The following is a 20,017-nucleotide window of genomic DNA, read 5'->3' on the forward strand; positions in this document are numbered from 1 at the left end:
ATTTTTGCCAACATTGCTCTCGGAAAACAAGCCCAAATCACTAAAGATTATATGTCTTATTCAATATCGAAGCTTATAACAAAAAAGCTAACCCCCGTTTTTTTGTTTCAAGTTTTTGTCTTTACTGCCAATTCACAAGATAAATTCAATCTGAGCTTAGAGTTCAGACCAAGATCTGAATACCGTGACGGATACAGGACGTTAAGTGAGCCTGATGAAAAGGGTGTGTTCCTCACTACTCAGAGAACAAGGTTGAATGCTTCCTACATCGATAAAAATAAAATTGAATCGTTTATTTCTTTTCAAGACATTCGAACGTGGGGACAGTTTGATTTGAATACCACATCTTCAACAATCAATCTCTATCAAGCTTGGGTCAAATTCAGTATCGTAGATAAATTAAGTCTTAAAATAGGTCGCCAGGAATTTGAATATGATGATCTGAAAATTCTAAGCAATAGCACATGGAGATTGCAAGCCCGTTCTCATGACGCAGCTCTTTTGGAGTGGCAAAGCTCTGACTCCACATTCAAGGTGCACTTAGCCGGTGGTGTCAATAATGAGGAACAAGTATTGTTTCAAGATGTATACGATGTAGGTAATTACTACAAAAACATGGGCATGATATGGCTCAATAAGAAACTAGCTACCACCGAAATTTCTGTTCTTTTCCTTGATTTAGGTCAGCAGCTAGCAGATACTTCAATCAATCACTTCAGAACTATTGGTCTATATGGTGTGCAAGAGATAGGCAATATGAAGCTTACGGGAAGCTTTTATTTACAAAGAGGAAGAAATCAAGGGGACCAAAAGGTCACATCCAGTATGGCTGCATTACAGTTGAAGATTCCTGTTAATGCAAAAATTAGTGTCACACCAGGGTTTGACTTGCTTTCGGGCACGAGCGCAGAAAACTTGCAAGACCCAACATACAATGAAACAAATACCTTTATCCCACTGTATGCCAGAAGGCACAGGTATTTTGGAATACAAGACATGTTTTATGCTGGAGGCTTTAATGTACCTGGCGGGTTAGCTGACTACTTTGCCAAGTTTTCATATAAAGTATCTAATAAGTGGAATACTGCTGTGCACGTTCATTCTTTTTCTACTCAAGAAAGCCTTTTTGATGTGGAAAACAACGTTATCACAGACAATAAACATCTTGGGTACGAGATAGATACATTCATTAATTATCAACCCTACAAAAGTCTAAAATTGGGGTTTGGCTACAGCCATTTCCTAGCTACGGAAAGCATGCGCATACTCAAGCAACGAGGTGATGAAAACGAAATCGCCCATTTTGCCTATTTACAACTTTCTTATTCGCCAACACTATTTAGTAAGTAGCTGGTTTTGACTACTCTTGAAGAGTTTAACTTTAAATTTCATTAGCATTGCTAAACATTGACAGCCAACAATCAAGCTGATTATACCGCAAGACTATAAATAGCAGCCTCCCCTCCTGCTATAGGATATAGTATAGAACAGCTAAAAATTTTAACAAAAACAAGGACCATTAAACAAATGACTTTAAGGGTCTTTCCTAAAAAATTCTAAAATGAAAATATTTACAATACATAAGAAGTATACCTTCTTATCAATTCTATTATTAATAACGACTAATATTTTGTGCCAAGTCCCAAAGAAATCAGAGTCAATTTCAATTAATGGAAAAAGTCTATACTATGAAGTATATGGACAAGGTTCACCTCTAGTGTTTCTTCACGGATATAGTTTATCCTCTACTTCATGGAAGCCATATGTCTCCGATTTTGAAAAGGAATACGAAGTATACCTTATTGATTTAACAGGTCACGGAAACTCAGATCCTTTCAAAGAGGATCTATCCATACAAAGTGTTGCTAACGATCTTAATTCCTTAATCCAATACTTAGAATTGCAAAAAATTAAAGCTATCGGATTCAGTTTTGGTGGTGATGTCCTTTATCAACTTGCATTGAATAACGCAAACCTGATAGAATCAATGATCACGATTGGTGCTGTCGGAACATGGGACATCAATAACTTCTCACAATATCAGGAACAATTCACTTTTGAAAATCGAGATAATTTCCCGTGGTTAAAAACCTCACATAAAAGTGATACTCACATCAAGGGAATCATGGATCAATTCAAGAATTACACGATCTTTTTAAGTGATGAAGAACTCAGAAACATCCAATCGGAGGTTCTCATTATGATGGGAGATGATGATGAAGGAATGGATTTTGATGAAGTTGCTAGAGTGAAAAAACATCTTCCTAAATCAGATTTTTGGATTCTCCCGAATGTCTCTCATGGAGCACATGAAGGTGAGAATAAAGGAGAGTTTGTTTTAAAGGCTAAATCGTTTCTTTCCAAGAATACACCTGCAGGCAAAGAATAGATTCAATACTTCATTTTGTTATACACTATGATTCATTCTACGCTTGTTTTAGTCAATTCCACGAAAACGACACAATCATATTAAATAAGTAACGTATGTGCTGATTTTAACCTAAAAGAGTATTCATATCTAGATTTGATAAGTTTTAATCTTTCTTGTAAGATTCTTTTGAGTTCTCACATTTTCTAAACACCAGAATTTAGTAGATCAAAATGAAAAGCAACTTAGATAAAACACCAATTCTATTCCTCTCATTGATATTGATTTTTGCTTCATCAAGCAAAGCTCAAAGTGTCATAAAGAAGATTGATGATACGGACATTGCAATAGAAGCATTGGATAAAAAAATTCAATCACTTCAAAAAGAGGCTAATGTTCATGGATTAACAATATCAATTATTACAAGGGATGAAATTCTTTTCCAGAAGGCCTACGGAGCACGAAACATAAAAGAGGATATTCCTTTGAAAATCTCAGACAATTTTTATGGTGCTTCACTTAGCAAACCTTTGTTTGCCTATATCGTGATGAATCTAGCAGAAGAAAGAATTATAGATCTTGATAAACCGCTTGTTGAGTATCTAGATAAACCTCTAAGTGAATACAAATTTCAAGAAAGTTATGAAGGCTACCAAGATTTAGCTAATGATTCACGAAGAACACTTATTACAGCACGTATGTGTTTATCACATTCTTCTGGTCTCCCGAACTGGAGGTATATAGGCAAGTATGGGATAAACATGGAAAAAGAATTGGAAATAGAATTTAGCCCAGGCTCATACTATAGCTATTCAGGAGAAGGCATCCAACTCCTTCAGTTTGTAATAGAACAGGTCTCCGGTAAACCTTTAGAGGAACTAGCCAAAAAATATGTTTTTGAGCCTTTTGGAATGAATATGTCAAGTTTTGTGTGGCAAGAAAAATTTGAAGGCAATTACGCAGTAGGCCATTTTAAGAAGAAAAAAGTTCTTGGAAGAAAGAAAAGGAATCGTGAATACGCAGCGGGTAGTATGGAAACTACACCACAGGATTATGCTAGGTTCATTCAGGCTATGCTTAATAATGGAAACTTAAGTAAGGAGTCATTTGAAGAAATGACATCCTCACAAATTGAAATAACCTCAACTCAGCAGTTTGGAACTAATAGATTTAAAAACACAGAAGCTAATAAAGATATTGAACTGAGCTATGGGTTAGGCTGGGGTATCTATACAACTCCATACGGGAAGGCAGTATTCAAAGAGGGTCATATCAGCGGTTGGGAACATTATACTGCATTCTATCCTGAAAACAACATCGCAATTATTTTAATGACCAACAGCTCAAACGGTGAGAGTGTGTTTAAGGAGATACTCGAAATAGCGATTGGTGATTCTTGGCTTCCGTGGTATTGGCAGAACTATTTTCCATACAATCATGAAAAAAGTCAATAGACTTTAGCTTGAACTCCAACTCGAGAGCTATAGAGGTTTGAACGAAATCAAAAACCTACTAGATTAGTGATCTATATATAAAAAGGATATGTGACATTGTCACATATTCGGATGTTGTGGAGCATTGCGCTATGAAAAAAGAGATTACAGTTTGCAGCGAGTGTAACAGTGAATACTACACTGATTCATCAAAAATGGTAAAACTCTGTCCGAACTGTTCCCACTTCCTCTACAGTTATGAGAATTGTGAACATCAATTTCAGAATGATCGGTGTAGCAAATGCCACTGGGACGGATCCGTGACAGAATACATTAAATCGTTGATAAACTAATGAAAGAATCAAGTAGAACTGCTCCGTATGTTTGCTTCTCCTGCAGGAAACAATTCGAGCGGAATTGGGATTTCAACACTAACTTCAAAAAGTGTCCAGAATGTGGTGAAACGACAGTAAGATATGACCATAAATTCAGGGTTCCGAAACGGACAGATGATGCTCAATGGAAGAAAGTAGAATTTCTAAGAGATCATGGATTCTATTTTCAGAGAGTTTACGACCAAGGTGATGAAGGAGGTTTACAATATGCTAACTACCCCAAAGATCTTAATGAGGCAAGAGATTTTGTTGTGAAGTATCAAGAATTTGCAATAACAATTGAATAAACGCTCCACAACAAATGTTGATGTTGCGCAACCCAATTTTGTTGATAAAGCACATAAATCCATACATCGTAACATTGAATAAAGCATGTAGGAGAAGGTTCTGTCAGATGGGTTTTGCCATTTACACGAGTATATTGGGTTGTGCAACAAGCACAAACTATATAGCATATGCCTCTACTGAGCTGCTTGAAACTGATCTGCAAATCCGCTAGATTGTAGATATTAATTAAGTTCAGAGGCACGTGCCATATCTGGTTGTGAGCCATACCTGCTACATGGAGAAAATCAAGATAATTTCAAGAGAACCGTTTAACAGAACTGACAAACTAATTCTTGTGATACATCTTCTGGTTGTGCTAACCATGTGGATTTCGCACGAACAACGCTTTCTCCAGACCGACACTTTAAGAGATTTTATTGATGTCTACTTTTTTATACTACCTCTCCTACTTATCGGACTATTCTTTAAGAACCTAAGGAACTTCAACTTCTTCATTATCTGGCTAACCATTGGGTTGATTCAACTGCTAACATATCCAGAGTTACATGACCTAACTGGGTTTCAATTTTACAGAGGTTCAGCATTTGATGGTTTGAGATCCCTACTACCAACGCTGTTGGTATTTCAACTTCTTCGAATAGTTTTTATTCGAACTCATAACCAAGAACTGATAATCTCAATTAGACTGTTCCGTATGACAATGTGGGAGGAAGAAGAAAATCGCAACATGACATGGTTAGAAGTGGGATTTAGCTTAACTATAGCTTTAACTGCCGTATTTTCTAACGTATACGAGTAAACATGCGATATAGCGCATGGCCTTACTTAGCCATCTGCACAGTGCCTGCAAAACACCCCACTTATCTGCCGCCAAGAAACTGAAGTGCTTTCTACAATCTTCAGCTCGTGGGAGTCCCGATAGCTATCGGGATTATCTGTATGGCGCAGTGCGTATCTGATACTTTGAATGCACCGGCAGATAAGCTACTTTTATCGTAATTAATTAAGCTCGGAGGCCACAGCGCCATATCTGGGGCGTTGGAGAGCATGCCATGACTGAACAAGAGCAAAAGGATAAGGTAAAAGAGTATTCCGAAAGACATCAGCAATGGTCTAACCAAGCTCTCACTCAATTTGGCTATTCCACAAACCTATTCACCACAATCGGTATTGGATTTTTAGCCTACTTGATAAATGAAAGAAAAAAATTTCCGGCTATCACAATCGATTTCGAACAATCGGTGAATTGGAGCCTATTACTGTTTGTAATTTCTGTCTGCTTAACTCTTTTAACGGTGGTATTTGGCTTAATATCCATAACCTCACGACTTTATGATATTAGGATAACTAGACATCTTGTGCTAACAAGAAAGAGGGTGATGAAAAAGCATGCAATGTACTTAACGGATAAGCATACTGATATTTCTAACCAAAGTAAAATTGGTAATTTCTTCAGATCGTTGAACAAAATAGATTTTGTGACTGGAAACGATATTTCAAATATCCAAACGGTCAATACTAAATTCGAAAGCTTAAGAATGCAAAGCAAATTGCTTGGAGAACTTGCATGGACAAGTCATAAACTCCAACTCGTCCTTCTACTGCTATCAGTAATCATTTATTCAACTTTAATATTTTAAAAATAGGGTAACTACGCTCTCCAACAGTCGCTAAAGATGCATATGCCAAAGTGGTTCTGGACTTCACTTTCAGAACGCAGCAGTTTTCTGAGACTTTTGTAGGCGTGGCGCAGATCAGCTACCCTTCCTGTTCGTCGGTACCGGATTTTGCAGTCTGGCTTCCTTCACTGATAACCTCACGATGAACCAGCTTGCCACTTGCTAACAGGCTTCACCAACTTGCCTGTAAGGGACTTTCACCCTCTGGAATAATTTGGTATCTTCGATACCAGTTGCCCATGCTGAGTACACACAATCGCTAAAAATCCATAGGCTTATGAGCTACTTGCAAAGAGCATTTGAATCAGATAATTTTAGAGAAACTAACAAGCGGTCAGCCTACGGATTTTAGGGGCGTTAGCAGTAATTTTCGCATTTCAAAAATCATTACATGGGATTAACTTTTTGTGGTATTGTAGTTGACAAACTACCTGATTTTGACGGCACCAAGGACGCTGATCCCAAAAGGCTCAAAACGAAATTTCTCAAGAGGAAACTTGATAGTCTTAGTCCTTCTAAACTGTCAATTAGTTTCAAAAACAATTGTTCTATCATCTTGCTTGACATGATATTCTATAAGAACATCAGCGAAGAGGAAGAACTCACCGATTTAGAGAAAGATCTAAACTCGTTATTTCCAAATTCAAGAATACTCATCATAGTCATTAACGACACTGCTGATTTCAGTGGATTTAGTCTAATCGAAGATGGTAAAAAAATTAGAACTAAGGCAGTTGTAAGGGGGGAGAGGTTCTTGGACTATGGGGAAATATTTTCAAAGGAGATTGAACTCTATGATGAATACATGAAATCTTTAAGAAGTAATACAAGTGTCTTTGAACATCTTGAAAACCTTTACTCTCAATACAACGAATCTGAGAAGAAGAAGGCCTATTTAATGACAAGAGATAACAAATACAACCGTCTTAAACTTGAGAACAACTACAACTATACCAATGGATCGTTAGACCAATTCTTAATTGAACAAGAATTTCAAAAGATTCTTAAATGTGATTTTTTTGATCTTGAGCAAGTTGATTTTATAGAATTTGAAAGAAAGAAATTGAACTTCAAGAAAGACTCGCTTTATGAGTTTTTAAAACTTACCAATGACAATTTGTGAAAACTGCTAACAAACGATGATGGCGCTTGGTCTTACTTAGCACTAAGCCAAAAGTCTGCTCAACATCCCGCTTATCTACCGCCAAGAACCTGATGTGCTTTCTACTTGCTCCTGCTTGTGGGAGTCCCGATAGCTATCGGGATTATCTGTATGCCGCAGTGCGCGTCTGATACTTTGAATGCACCGGCAGATAAGCTACTTTTATCGGTATTAATAAAGCTCGGAGGCCACAGCACCATATCTGAGCGATGAGCATTTTCACCAGATCAACTTTCCAGCAATATTCTTCGTAAATTTACATTATGAGAGCAGTTGAACTTAAAGCGAATCTTCATCAACTTATTGATGGAATCCAGAACTCAAATCTCCTTGAATCTCTTCATGATATTCTTTCCGAACGAAAGAACTCCAAAGAAGGACATCTTTGGAACTCTTTAACTGACTCCCAAAAACAAGAGGTTTTAGAGGCTTATAAAGAATCTGAAGATCCAAATAACCTAACTCCTCACTCTGAAGTTCTTCGAAAATTCAAATGAGAATATTCTGGACTAAGAAGTTCCAATTCAGATTCCAAGAAATCAACACATACATTTCAACTGAATTTGGAGAGAAATCATCTTCAAAATTCAGAAATAAAGTTTTTGACTTTCTTGAACTATTGCAACGGTTTCCTGAACTAGGAACTCTAGAAGTTGCAGAAAAGAACATTAGGGGCTTTCATATTTCAAAGTAAACACGAATCTTCTATCGCATCAACAAAGATCATATAAGCTTACTTACATTCTTTGATAGCAGACAAGATCCAATGAAAAAGCCACAGTAAAGCTAAGTGCTCCTAGCTTAGTTTTTCACAGCGAGTCGCGTAGACCTAGGTTTCGGGACGTACGCACTTTAGCTAAGACGTTAAATACAAACACTATTTTCTGATAAACACAATTTCTATCCTTCTATTTAGCTCTCTGTTCTCTTTGGTATCGTTTGGATACAAAGGTTGATTTTCTCCATAACCAATGACGTTCATTTTAGCAGGATCAATACCTCTACTTACCAGGTAATTGTATACGGCTAATGCACGATACCTGGACAGTGAAAGATTAGTGTCAGGAGACCCAGAATTGTCTGTATGACCTTGAATTTCAATATGCAGGGACTTATGATGCCTGATGTAATTGAAGAGTTTGTCCAGCTCTTGATATGAGTCAGGAGTCAATAAATAAAGGCCTGGCTCAAATCCTATATGATCCAGAATAACGTGGGTATTATCGGAAATATTTCCAACTACATCATCCAGAGATGTATAGATTTCGCCTTCATTATTCTCAGAATCTTCTTTTTTCATAGCCTCAGATTCTATATTCAAAGAATCTGAATCTTGTTCTTCAGGCTGTTCTTTTTCAGGAGTGCCTAAAATTGAAAGAGAATCATCATTAGCTGCCTCCTCTGCTTTCTGAGTTCTATATTTTTCTATTCTTGCTCTATTTAAAGAATCCCTCCTAGCCTTAATTACGCTATCCTTTCTATGTTGAACCAAAGCAGGAGATTCAAAATAATAAGAACCAAACAGCTCATGAGTTAGTCCCAGAGATGATCCGTTATTCTGTGGTGTCTCTACACCATAAGAAACTTTAGCTGAATTGTTGATGCGTATGCCCAATTGAAATATTGCTCCAAAATTCTCTCTGTATCCAGCAGTCAAACTTATCTTTTGATCATATGTTGTCTTTAATTGCCCTTCCAATTGATGCTGAAAGTCCTCTGTCATCCTGAAAATTACGATTGGATTCAATCTAAATTTTGGATTCTTAAGAGGCACCTTAAACGACAATGATGAATGATAATCAGAAATAGATTGAACATTAAAAGTTCTTGCGGCTAATCCTACGTCTACAAACTTGTGATATACAGAAAACCCAACTTTGTTGGTCACGGAAAGTCTTCTATCTACATTGGCAAGTTCTGGATCTACCAATTCTTCCAAGTTAAAATCATCTGTATTGATTCCACTGTAACTAAGTCCAGCATTGATACCAAATCCAATCCTCAACTTATCTGACTCAAAAAGTGTATTCGCCATGAAGAATTCAAGCTTGGTTCTATCAACTAGGTCAAAATCTTCATATTGAAAAAAGGAACCAATAGCGTGTGGGGAGTAAAACTTCCCACTACTTTTTAAAGGGTATTTGAAAAATAAGGTATTTGAAGATGGGCCAAAACCTTCCCATTGATAACGATATAGGTAGCTAACCTGCCCATTGGAACCTCCGATAAGTGAAGGATTGAAATAACCAATCAACTCCTGATGTCCAAGTAAAGTCGTTTGCTGTGCGTCTGCAGATCTAAGAGATAGCATACTCGTAACTACAGCAAGAATATATAGTCGTTTTTTCACTATTTCCTAAAATAAAAGCTTCCTTTCATTGCATTACCATCAATAGAAAAGAGATAATAATATACTCCTTCACTTTTTAGGCTATTAATCAACCGATCAGATTCTTGGGTATTGTTGTAATAATTTGAATATGAGAATATCGTGGTGCCCCATGAATCTACTATACGTAATTCATTTGGTACTTGATTGTCCAAACCATTAATCTGGAATCGATCGTTCAGGCCATCCCCATTCGGGGATACAAATTTAGAAAAGGAAATATCAGTTGTCTCTTCGAACCTGATCAACTCTTCATAACTCACCTCACATCCTTCTGGGTTAGACACCACAAGCCGGATGCTTACACTATCGAGTGGATATGATTCAGGAAAATTAAACACTGCCATCCTTCCATTCGTAAAACTCAGAAAATCAAATGGTTCCCAATTGTAAACAAAATCAGATTCTGAATCTATGTCTACAACCGCTTCGAATGGCACTCCCTTCTCTTGATTTGCAAGAACTGTCAAGTTAGAATTAAACGAATTGATATTCTGTCGAACCTCGAGTGTATCTGAAATACCTAAGCAGCCATCATATTGCACTTCATAGTAAAAGAAGCCATTCCCATACAACACATCATTCGCCCCAATCATCAGATTAGGATCACTCTCACCTTCAACTGTGCTGAATTCCACCCCATCAGCACTGTAAAACCATTCATATCCGAAGGAGTTTAGATCAGGTAAACTCCCTTGAACGGCTCTTATGTTTATATCATTTCCCTGACAAAAAAGTGTATCTCCATTGACTTTTGAAGGTAGAATAAGCACATCAAGATCGTTGCTAGCAGAAAAACAGAATCCGTCTGAGTCCACCGCTAAGCATTGATATCTACCAGGTTCTGAAATGGTGTATGTAGTACCTGATGCATCAATTAAAGTATCATAATCATCCAAAACAGGGTTATACTTTCTCCATAGGTAGGTAATATCTGGTAAGAATACCGTAGATAGATTATTAACACTTACCTCTTGACTGACAACTTCATTGCTACAAAACAATAGTTCGCTGACCATAGGTGATTCCGAAAACACTATTTCAATATTAGGGCTTGGGTTTATCTCAACAACATGTGGGATTTCTGTACTACCAACGATGCATTCACCATCAATAACCAGAATATAAAAGTATAAGGTCAATGTTTCTGCCAGTTCAGAGCCAAAAGAGCGGGTGTCCAAAGTGATTTCTGGATTGGTTGTTTCCCCCAATTCAACGAGTTCGATGGATACTTCATCTCCATCAATTTGAAAGAAAGAGTAAAACCAAAAATATGAAGCTGTGTTGCTCTCATAATTACATTGCAACAAAACCTCATCTCCTTCGCAATATTGTTCTTCCCCTTCTATTGCCACCAAAACAAATTCAGGATCTACTGGATCGGGTATTTCAACATATACAGAGGATGTTTCTGCAGAACAAAATAGCGAGGAAGCAACAAGTTTGTAGTAACCATTTAGCGTTGCTATATAAAAATGATTAGCACTATCTCCTGGCGCATTCACAAAATTCTCATCGTCAATACTATACAACCATTGATAACTAGATACTGATTCACTTCCCTCTCCAAACAGTAAAATACTTGGAATATCATCACAAGCAATTGCTTCTCCATCTTCTATGTTGGTAATCTCCACTGTAGGAAGGTCGAAAGCAATTACATTGAAGGGTTGAGATAAATCCGTACATCCATTTTTGGTTACTTCTAAGAAATATGTGCCACCATTGTAACCCTCGTCAACATTGATGTTCAAGGTATCGTCTGTACTGACTTCAATGAGTAAATCAGTTGCTTCATCCAGTTGCTTCCAAGAATAGGCATCTGCAGTCTTGTCATAAGAAGTGAATTCCAGTTCCTCTCCTAGACATGCAGGTATAAATGGATCACTATATGCTAAGGCATTTCCAAGCAGAGGAAGTGGAAAGGCAGTATCTGCAAATATTCCATTAGTTAGACTTTGACAGGCTTCACCCGCAATTGTATCAGTTACTATTGCAAAAATAAGCCCGCCCTCGTCAGGAATTCCGCCGTTTTGAGGAAGCAAATTTCCTTCATCTTGCGTTAGGATAGTTTCATCTCCACCGCCAATAGATGTAAGCAATATTTGCGGGAAGTCAATAATCAATCGTTCTGGTCCCCCAACTCCAGCATATGATTTTAGACTGTCTTGTGAAAGAAAACTAGAGTGATTGATACTAGCCCAAACCACTTCTATTCCTAAAGAACTAGTTGAAAACTGAAGCGTCCTCTCAGATACAAGATCATCACCACAATAAAAGAAATCATTCTGATTGATTAAAGGATCGATGTGACTTATAGTGCCGTTCGGTATAGCTCGCCAGTAAACCGCAATGGTGGTGTCATTCGAACAATTTTGTTCAGTAATTGTCAACCTGTAGTAGGCTGTGTCGTAAGACTGAACAGTAGGCTTGTCTACAGTTATACTTTGTGCAGTACTGATTTCTGTGAAGATTACACTATCCAAAGATTCTTCCCATCGAAAAGTCGTAAAAGACCGACCATAGGTACTTGTAAGGGTAACTTGATCGTCCCCAACTATACCAGGATCATAACAATGGGCCACAGATTCGATAAACTCAACGATGCTGGTATTCGAAACTTCTACTTCACTAGAAATAGCACGACATCCAGTTGAATCTGTCGCAATAACGCGATAAAAACCAGCTTCCAATGCTATTAATGTGATCGAATCACTTGAAACAGTGTTGAGGTTCTCGAAGGTTGATTCACCAAGTTCATTGGGCACAAGAATTTGCCATTGGTAATTTTCAATCGAATCCATTTCAGTCACTATATCCAAGTAGGCTTCTCCACAAATTTCTATCTCCGGTTGCTGAAGAATAGAGGCCTCATTTAGAATTTCTGCCAAAACAAATGTGTATGGACTAATTGAATTTCCTACCCTAACACGAACGGCAAATCTTTTATCAGCTATTAAAAAAGGAGTAATAAACTGTGACCTGCCTGTTGACCCATCAAGCGATCCAAGAAATTGAAGTCCATTACTTTCGGTTGACTCATACCACTCAAACTGAAGATCATTATCGTTTATACTACTCGTAGCAGCAAGTGTGAGAAAACCAGCACCACATGAAACAACATTCTGACTCTCGGGCGCATTCAAGTTTTGAACATCCTGCCCATGTAACAGGATTGGAATTATTAGAATTAATATTAATAGGAGAGTTCTATTCATGAAAAGATATGAATTGTTATGCAATGGTAGCCCCATTTTCAGCATCTGATCCAGGATTGACGGCCACCAATTTTCCATCTGAGTTTTCTGCAAATAGCAACATTCCTTGCGATTCAACTCCCATAATTTTACGAGGTGCTAGGTTTGCCATCACTGTTACTTTCTTTCCTATCATTTCCTCTGGAGTAAAGTGTTTTGCCACACCGCTCAGAATGGTACGAGTTTCCAGCCCCATATCTACAGTGAACTGCAGCAACTTATTCGACTTCTCTACCTTCTCTGCTGTCTTGATCTCCCCCACTCGTAAATCCATCTTCATGAAATCATCAAATACGATCTCATCTTTTAGAGCCGATACATCCGGTGTTTTATTTTCTTGTTCGTTCATTTTTTTTGTTTCGAGAAGTTTGTTCACTTGTTTCTCCACATCCGTATCTTCAATCTTTTCAAACAGCAGTGTGGCCTTATTCAATTGATGATTGTCTGATAGGAAGTTAACCTCTCCTGCTTCTACCCATATTCTTTTCTCTGTATTGAGAATTTGTGTCAGTTTCTTTGCAGTAAAAGGTAAGAATGGCTCACAGACTATTGCAAGATTGGCACTGATCTGTAATGCCAGATTCAGAATTGTTTCTACTCTTTCCTTATTCTCCTTGATCAATTTCCATGGCTCAGTATCTGCCAGGTATTTATTGCCAATTCTTGCCAGATCCATCATTTGAATCAATGCTTCTCTGAATTTAAACTGATCAAGCGCTTCTTCAATTTTTGCAGGCACTTCTCCTACTGCTTTGATTACCTCTTCATCAATTGATTGTAATTCATTTCTACCAGGAATTTTTCCATCAAAATATTTGTGTGTTAGCACAACCGCTCGATTCACAAAGTTACCAAAGATGGCCACTAACTCACTGTTATTCCGAGTTTGAAAATCTTTCCATGTAAAGTCATTGTCTTTGGTTTCTGGAGCATTTGCTGTAAGTGTGTATCGAAGTACATCCTGCTTTTCCGGAAATTCCTCCAAATACTCGTGTAACCAAACTGCCCAATTCCGGGAAGTAGATATTTTATTATTCTCCAGATTTAAAAACTCATTTGCTGGCACATTCTCTGGCAGGATATACGAGCCTTCAGCTTTTAGAAGCGTTGGGAAAATAATACAATGAAACACAATATTATCTTTTCCTATAAAGTGCAATAGCCGGGTATCGTCCGATTTCCAATAGTCCTCCCAGTTCTTTCCATTGTCTTGTGCCCATTGCTTCGTAGCAGATATGTATCCAATCGGTGCATCAAACCAAACATACAATACCTTTCCTTCTCCACCTTCTACAGGCACAGGTATTCCCCACTTCAAATCTCGAGTCATTGGACGTGGACGCAGGCCATTGTCTATCCAACTTTTGCATTGTCCATAGACATTAGGTTTCCATTCCTTATGCCCTTCAATCAGCCATTCTTTGAGCCATGATTCATATTGATCCAAGGGTAGATACCAATGCTTCGTTTCTTTCATTATTGGAGATTCCCCACTCAGCATTGATTTAGGATTCTTTAGCTCCGCTGGGCTTAGAGTAGATCCACAGTTTTCGCACTGATCACCGTATGCTTCAAAAAAACTACATGTAGGACATGTGCCTTTGATATATCGATCTGCAAGAAATTGCTGCTCCTTCTCATCAAAAAATTGTTCAGAAGTCTCCACTGTAAACTTCTCATCCGATTCCATCTTCTTGAAAAATGCGGAAGCTGTCTCATGATGCAATTCAGAAGAAGTACGGTGATAGATATCAAAACTGATCCCAAACTGCTCGAATGAATTTTTGATCTGGTTGTGATAAAAATCTACCACTTCTTGAGGCGATTTTCCTTCTTTTCGTGCTCTCAGTTCAATGGCTACTCCATGCTCGTCAGATCCACAAACGAAAGCTACATCTTCTCCTTTACTTCTAAGGTATCGTACATAAATGTCAGAAGGCACATACACTCCTGCTAAATGACCAATATGAACAGGTCCATTTGCATAAGGCAATGCTGCTGTGATGGTGTGTCTTTTGTATTGTTTTGCCATAAATTCGATAAGAAACCGCAAATATAGGTTTTGTAATTAGCTGATATAGTGCATTCACCAATCATTCTTTCTAATTTTGCGCCCGAATACAAAAATTGCGCTTTAAGCTGTATGCAAGAAATTAGAAATATTGCCATCATCGCACACGTTGACCATGGCAAAACCACACTCGTTGATAAAATCATCTACGCTACTCAAGAGTTCAGAGAGAACCAAGAGAAAGGTGAATTAATCCTTGACAACAATGACCTTGAAAGAGAAAGAGGAATTACCATTCTTTCCAAAAATGTTTCAGCTGAATATAAAGGTGTAAAAATCAACATCATTGATACTCCAGGTCACGCAGATTTTGGTGGTGAAGTTGAGCGAGTGCTAAAAATGGCCGATGGCGTTATCCTTTTAGTGGATGCTTTCGAAGGGCCTATGCCTCAAACACGATTCGTATTAGGGAAAGCTCTTGGACTTGGTCTTTCACCAATCGTAGTTGTAAATAAAGTAGATAAGGAGAATTGTCGTCCAGACGAAGTGCACGAGCAAGTATTTGATTTGATGTTCTCTTTAGATGCAACTGAAGAACAACTTGATTTTCATACACTTTATGGATCTAGTAAGCAGGGGTGGTTTAATGATGATTGGCAGAAACCAACTGACAACATTCTTCCTCTCTTGGATAAAATTGTTGAGGTAATCCCTCCTGCTCCATATAAAGAGGGTGTTCCTGCTATGCAGATTACTTCACTAGATTTTTCTTCATTCACAGGAAGAATAGCCATTGGGCGTATCGTTCAAGGCGACATCAAAGAAGGAGCGAATCTAGGCATCAGCAAAAGAGACGGTTCACTCAAAAAAGTGAAGGTTAAGGAAGTACACATATTTGAAGGGCTTGGTAAGAGAAAGGTAGAATCCGCACGAGCTGGAGATATTTGCGCAATTACAGGAATTGAAGATTTCGAAATTGGTGATACAATCACCGATTTTGAGAATCCAATGGTACTGCCTCGAATTGCCATTGATGAGCCTACTATGAGTATGCTTTTCACCATCAACGATTCACCATTCTTTGGCAAAGAAGGGAAATTCGTCACATCACGTCACTTGCGTGATCGTTTGATGAAAGAGTTGGAGAAAAACCTGGCACTGAAAGTACAGGAAACCGATAAAGAGGATAAATTCCTAGTGTTTGGACGGGGGGTACTTCACTTGTCAGTATTGATTGAAACGATGCGCCGTGAAGGATATGAATTGCAAGTAGGTCAGCCTCAAGTACTTTTCAAAGAAGACGAAAATGGTCAAAAACTTGAGCCTATTGAGCACATGGTCATTGATGTTCCCGAAGAATACTCTGGAAAGGCGATTGAATTGGTCACTCAACGAAAAGGTGAATTGAAAGTAATGGAACCTAAGGGCAACATTCAACATCTGGAATTTGAGATTCCCTCTCGTGGATTGATTGGTCTAAGGAATAACATGCTTACTTCAACAGCTGGTGAAGCAGTAATGACACATAGATTAAAAGAATATCAGCCATTTAAAGGAGAGATTGCCGGAAGAATCAATGGTTCACTGATCTCAATTGAAAATGGCCCTGGTACTGCATATTCGATCGATAAGCTGCAGGACAGAGGATCATTCTTCGTTGATCCAGGAGTAGATTTATACGTAGGGCAGGTAATTGGCGAGCATTCTAGAGGAAATGACCTTGTAATCAACATTCAGAAAGGAAAGAAGTTGACAAACATGAGAACCTCTGGTACAGATAACAATGCTAAAATTATTCCAGCTAAAAAGTTTAGTCTGGAAGAAGCCTTAGAATACATTCAGAAGGATGAGTATGTTGAAGTAACACCTAAATCGATACGGATGAGGAAGATCTATCTGGATGAAAATCAACGAAAAAGAATGGCAAATGCAGAGAGTGCATAAGCTCTAAAAAGACTTACTATTAAAAGCCTGCTATAACGCAGGCTTTTTTTTGTCTTTACATTTCTTGTAAGATGTATCTCAAATCATGGCACATTTTACCTATCTTTTCCGTAAAGAATTCAATCAACTCAAAACTCACAATTATGAAACACATATCGCTTTTATTAGCATTTGTCATAAGTTCTGTGTCGTTTGCACAAACAAAACTTATTGAAAAAGTCACCAAAAAAGGAGACGAAATTGTTATTCCATACGAAAAACATGTATTGGATAATGGACTAACATTGATCATCCATGAAGATCATTCAGACCCATTGGTTCACGTAGATGTCACCTATCATGTAGGATCCGCACGTGAGGAATTAAACAAATCTGGATTTGCTCACTTTTTTGAACACATGATGTTTCAAGGATCTGAGAATGTAGCAGATGAAGAACATTTCAAAATTGTAACCGAAGCAGGTGGAACACTGAACGGAACAACTAACAGAGATCGAACAAACTATTTCGAAACAGTCCCCAGCAACCAACTCGAAACGATGTTATGGTTAGAAGCTGACCGAATGGGGTTTTTCTTAGATGCAGTTACGCAAGAAAAATTTGAAGTTCAGCGAGCTACTGTAAAAAATGAAAAAGGTCAAAATTATGATAACTCTCCATATGGAAGATGGAGAGAAGTAAATGCTGGCACATTGTACCCATTTGGGCATCCCTACTCTTGGTTGACAATCGGACGTCTGGAAGACTTAGATCGTGTAGGTGTAAATGATCTCAAGAAGTTTTTCCTCCGCTGGTATGGTCCAAACAATGCCACATTAACTATTGGAGGAGATATCGATCCAAAAGATGTAATCAAAAAAGTTGAAAAGTACTTCGGAGTTATTCCAAGTGGACCTAAAGTACAGCCTCTCAAGCTAGCACTTCCGGAGATTGAAAGTGATCGTTATGTTTCCTATGTGGATTCCAATATTCGCTTCCCAGCATTGCTTCTTACCTTCCCTACTGTTCCAAGATTTCATAAAGATGAAGCTGCACTTGATTGTCTTGCAGAAATCTTAGGTACAGGAAAAAGTTCTTACTTCTATAAAAAGTTTGTATTGCCTAAAAAAGCTATTCAAGCTTCTACTTTTCACCCGACCAGTGAGCATGCTGGAGAATTCACATTATTTGCCCTTCCTTTCCCTGGTGGGACACTGGCTGACTTTGAAACGCAAATCAGAGAAATTCTTGTAGAGTTTGAAAAAAATGGCGTGACTGATGATGATATCATCAAGTTCAAAGCCAACCAAGAGCAAAGCATGATCAATGGTTTAGCAAGTGTCGCTGGAAAAGTTAGTCAGCTTGCTTCCTATCAGACATTTTATGAAAACCCTAACGGTATCAAATTCGACCTGGATCGTTACATGAGCATCACAAAGGAGGATGTAATGAGAGTATTTAATCAATACATAAAAGGCAAGCCTGGAGTTGTTCAAAGTGTAGTTCCAAATGAAGAAACAGCAACAGCTAGACCAGATAATTTCGAAATTCCGAGAGAAGGAAATAATCCATTTCCCTCAACAGATTACGAAGGACTAAGCTACACCAGGCCAACTGGTGATTCATTTGACAGAAGTGGCACACCTCCATTGGGTGCGAACCCATCCATAAAGGTTCCTGATTTTTGGAAAGAAACATATGCCAACGGTATTAAAGTAATTGGTACAGAATCAAACGAAATTCCTGTTGTTGCTCTTCAGCTCACCATCAATGGGGGGCATAAAATGGATGCCTATGCTCCCAAAAAGTCTGGGTTAGCATCATTGACTGCTAGTATGATGAATGAAGCTACCAAAAATTACTCCTCAGAAGAGATTCAAGAAGAGCTTAGAAAAATTGGAAGTAGCATCAACATTTTTGGCGGTAATTCATCAACAACGATGACCATTTCTTCACTGAAGAAAAATCTCGCTAAAACACTTGAGATAGCTGATGAAATACTTAAAAATCCAGCATTCAATCAAGAAGATTTTGATCGCTTAAAGAATCAACAAATGGAAGGCATAAAAGCCTCTCAGAAGAATCCTGGAAGTATCGCAACCCAAGTATTCAATAGGTTGATGTATGGAGATGAGCATATCTACTCTGTGTCTTCTCAAGGGATAGAAGAAACGGTTGAGAATATCTCGCTGGCCGATGTTACCAATTTCTATGATAAATATTATTCACCTAATGTCTCAGAACTTGTTGTCGTAGGTGACATTTCAAAAAAAGAAATAGATGCATATCTAGACTTTTTGAAAAGTTGGAAGAATAAAAACACTCAAATCCCAGAACTTCCAACTGCAAAGCCGGCAGAAAACACAAAGATCTACCTGGTTGATAAAGTAGATGCACCTCAATCTCAGATTAGAATTGGATACATCACAGATATGGAATATGATGCCACTGGAGATTATTACAAATCTACATTGATGAACTTCCCATTGGGAGGAGCCTTTAATAGTCGAATTAATCTAAACCTTAGAGAAGATAAAGGCTGGACCTATGGAGCTCGATCTTTCTTCAGAGGTGGTGACGATCCTGGTCCGTATACCGCTTCTGCTGGCGTAAAGGCTGCTGCTACAGATAGTTCAGTAGTGGAATTTATGAAAGAGATAGAAGGATTCAGAACGGGTGGAATTACCGATGCAGAATTATCTTTCATGAGAAGTGCTATTGGTCAAAGAGATGCGAGGAGTTATGAAACTCCAGGCCAGAAGGCAAACTTTTTGAGAAGAATCAATCATTACAATCTTGACAAGAACTTTGTAGAAAAACAAAATAAGATCATAGCTACAATCAGTAAAGAGGAAATCAACGGGCTAGCGAAAAAATATTTACAAGACGAAAATCTTTACATTCTCGTGGTAGGTGATGGAGCCACCAATAGGTCTAAACTAGAAAAGCTTGGATACGAGATAGTGGATGTGAATGAAAAAGGCGATATCATCAATGACAATAAAATTGAAATGAAGAAATAGTCGATAATGCAAAGCCGGGTAATTATCTATTCAAATACCTAGCTAACCATTCATATAAATTAACCGCTATTAACAAACAATAGCGGTTT

Annotated in this window: 13 protein-coding genes; 10 read left to right on the top strand and 3 right to left on the bottom strand. The window is 38.0% G+C overall.

The window, feature by feature from the left end; genetic code table 11:
* The first annotated feature begins 102 nt into the window (after nt 1–102).
* The 8 genes from ABJQ32_02170 to ABJQ32_02205 all read left to right on the top strand — a co-directional run bounded on the left by ABJQ32_02170 (nt 103) and on the right by ABJQ32_02205 (nt 7,822).
* On the top strand, nt 103–1,350 hold the full coding sequence (locus tag ABJQ32_02170; protein MEP5288423.1) for an alginate export family protein: 1,248 nt from the start codon (nt 103–105) through the stop codon (nt 1,348–1,350).
* Nucleotides 1,351–1,561: 211 nt separating this feature from the next.
* Nucleotides 1,562–2,389, top strand: a complete 828-nt coding sequence (locus tag ABJQ32_02175) for an alpha/beta hydrolase (GenBank protein MEP5288424.1) — start codon at nt 1,562–1,564, stop codon at nt 2,387–2,389.
* A gap of 212 nt (nt 2,390–2,601) precedes the next feature.
* Nucleotides 2,602–3,822 carry a serine hydrolase gene (locus ABJQ32_02180; GenBank protein MEP5288425.1) on the top strand — a complete coding sequence of 407 codons (1,221 nt, stop codon included), beginning with the start codon at nt 2,602–2,604 and terminating at the stop codon, nt 3,820–3,822.
* Nucleotides 3,823–4,153: 331 nt separating this feature from the next.
* On the top strand, nt 4,154–4,483 hold the full coding sequence (locus ABJQ32_02185; GenBank protein ID MEP5288426.1) for a hypothetical protein: 330 nt from the start codon (nt 4,154–4,156) through the stop codon (nt 4,481–4,483).
* A gap of 275 nt (nt 4,484–4,758) precedes the next feature.
* A complete protein-coding gene (locus ABJQ32_02190) occupies nt 4,759–5,283 on the top strand; it encodes a hypothetical protein (GenBank protein MEP5288427.1) in 525 nt (174 codons plus the stop codon).
* A gap of 253 nt (nt 5,284–5,536) precedes the next feature.
* Nucleotides 5,537–6,124 (top strand): hypothetical protein, encoded by a 588-nt coding sequence (locus ABJQ32_02195; GenBank protein ID MEP5288428.1) that lies wholly within the window; start codon nt 5,537–5,539, stop codon nt 6,122–6,124.
* A 430-nt stretch (nt 6,125–6,554) separates the two neighbouring features.
* Nucleotides 6,555–7,286 (top strand): hypothetical protein, encoded by a 732-nt coding sequence (locus ABJQ32_02200; GenBank protein ID MEP5288429.1) that lies wholly within the window; start codon nt 6,555–6,557, stop codon nt 7,284–7,286.
* A gap of 302 nt (nt 7,287–7,588) precedes the next feature.
* Nucleotides 7,589–7,822, top strand: coding sequence for a hypothetical protein (locus tag ABJQ32_02205; GenBank protein ID MEP5288430.1), 234 nt, complete (start codon nt 7,589–7,591; stop codon nt 7,820–7,822).
* 380 nt (nt 7,823–8,202) lie between these two features.
* On the opposite strand, the gene ABJQ32_02210 is transcribed toward ABJQ32_02205, so the two are convergent.
* The 3 genes from ABJQ32_02210 to metG are packed head-to-tail and all read right to left on the bottom strand — an operon-like array spanning nt 8,203 to nt 15,003.
* Nucleotides 8,203–9,675, bottom strand: coding sequence for a type IX secretion system membrane protein PorP/SprF (locus ABJQ32_02210; protein ID MEP5288431.1), 1,473 nt, complete (start codon nt 9,673–9,675; stop codon nt 8,203–8,205).
* Nucleotides 9,675–12,932, bottom strand: coding sequence for a gliding motility-associated C-terminal domain-containing protein (locus ABJQ32_02215; GenBank protein MEP5288432.1), 3,258 nt, complete (start codon nt 12,930–12,932; stop codon nt 9,675–9,677). Before ABJQ32_02215 ends, ABJQ32_02210 begins: the two co-directional genes overlap by 1 nt.
* Before the next feature lie 16 nt (nt 12,933–12,948).
* Nucleotides 12,949–15,003, bottom strand: coding sequence for a methionine--tRNA ligase (gene metG, locus ABJQ32_02220; GenBank protein ID MEP5288433.1), 2,055 nt, complete (start codon nt 15,001–15,003; stop codon nt 12,949–12,951).
* A gap of 111 nt (nt 15,004–15,114) precedes the next feature.
* Between metG and typA the strand changes: the two genes are divergently transcribed.
* Complete coding sequence (gene typA / locus ABJQ32_02225; GenBank protein MEP5288434.1) at nt 15,115–16,926, top strand: translational GTPase TypA; 1,812 nt, start codon at nt 15,115–15,117, stop codon at nt 16,924–16,926.
* Between the two features lie 143 nt (nt 16,927–17,069).
* On the top strand, nt 17,070–19,928 hold the full coding sequence (locus ABJQ32_02230) for a pitrilysin family protein (protein MEP5288435.1): 2,859 nt from the start codon (nt 17,070–17,072) through the stop codon (nt 19,926–19,928).
* The last annotated feature ends 89 nt before the right edge of the window (nt 19,929–20,017 follow it).

Source organism: Marinobacter alexandrii, from assembly GCA_039984955.1.
Lineage (GTDB): Bacteria > Bacteroidota > Bacteroidia > Cytophagales > Cyclobacteriaceae > Ekhidna.

Excerpts from the sequence above, each read along its gene's own strand:
- ABJQ32_02180 (MEP5288425.1), top strand. The coding sequence starts at position 2,602 with ATGAAAAGCAACTTAGATAAAACACCAATTCTATTCCTCTCATTGATA.
- ABJQ32_02175 (MEP5288424.1), top strand. The coding sequence starts at position 1,562 with ATGAAAATATTTACAATACATAAGAAGTATACCTTCTTATCAATTCTA.
- ABJQ32_02230 (MEP5288435.1), top strand. The coding sequence starts at position 17,070 with ATGAAACACATATCGCTTTTATTAGCATTTGTCATAAGTTCTGTGTCG.
- ABJQ32_02185 (MEP5288426.1), top strand. The coding sequence starts at position 4,154 with ATGAAAGAATCAAGTAGAACTGCTCCGTATGTTTGCTTCTCCTGCAGG.
- ABJQ32_02190 (MEP5288427.1), top strand. The coding sequence starts at position 4,759 with ATGGAGAAAATCAAGATAATTTCAAGAGAACCGTTTAACAGAACTGAC.
- ABJQ32_02195 (MEP5288428.1), top strand. The coding sequence starts at position 5,537 with ATGACTGAACAAGAGCAAAAGGATAAGGTAAAAGAGTATTCCGAAAGA.
- ABJQ32_02215 (MEP5288432.1), bottom strand. The coding sequence starts at position 12,932 with ATGAATAGAACTCTCCTATTAATATTAATTCTAATAATTCCAATCCTG.
- ABJQ32_02200 (MEP5288429.1), top strand. The coding sequence starts at position 6,555 with ATGGGATTAACTTTTTGTGGTATTGTAGTTGACAAACTACCTGATTTT.
- metG (MEP5288433.1), bottom strand. The coding sequence starts at position 15,003 with ATGGCAAAACAATACAAAAGACACACCATCACAGCAGCATTGCCTTAT.
- ABJQ32_02205 (MEP5288430.1), top strand. The coding sequence starts at position 7,589 with ATGAGAGCAGTTGAACTTAAAGCGAATCTTCATCAACTTATTGATGGA.
- typA (MEP5288434.1), top strand. The coding sequence starts at position 15,115 with ATGCAAGAAATTAGAAATATTGCCATCATCGCACACGTTGACCATGGC.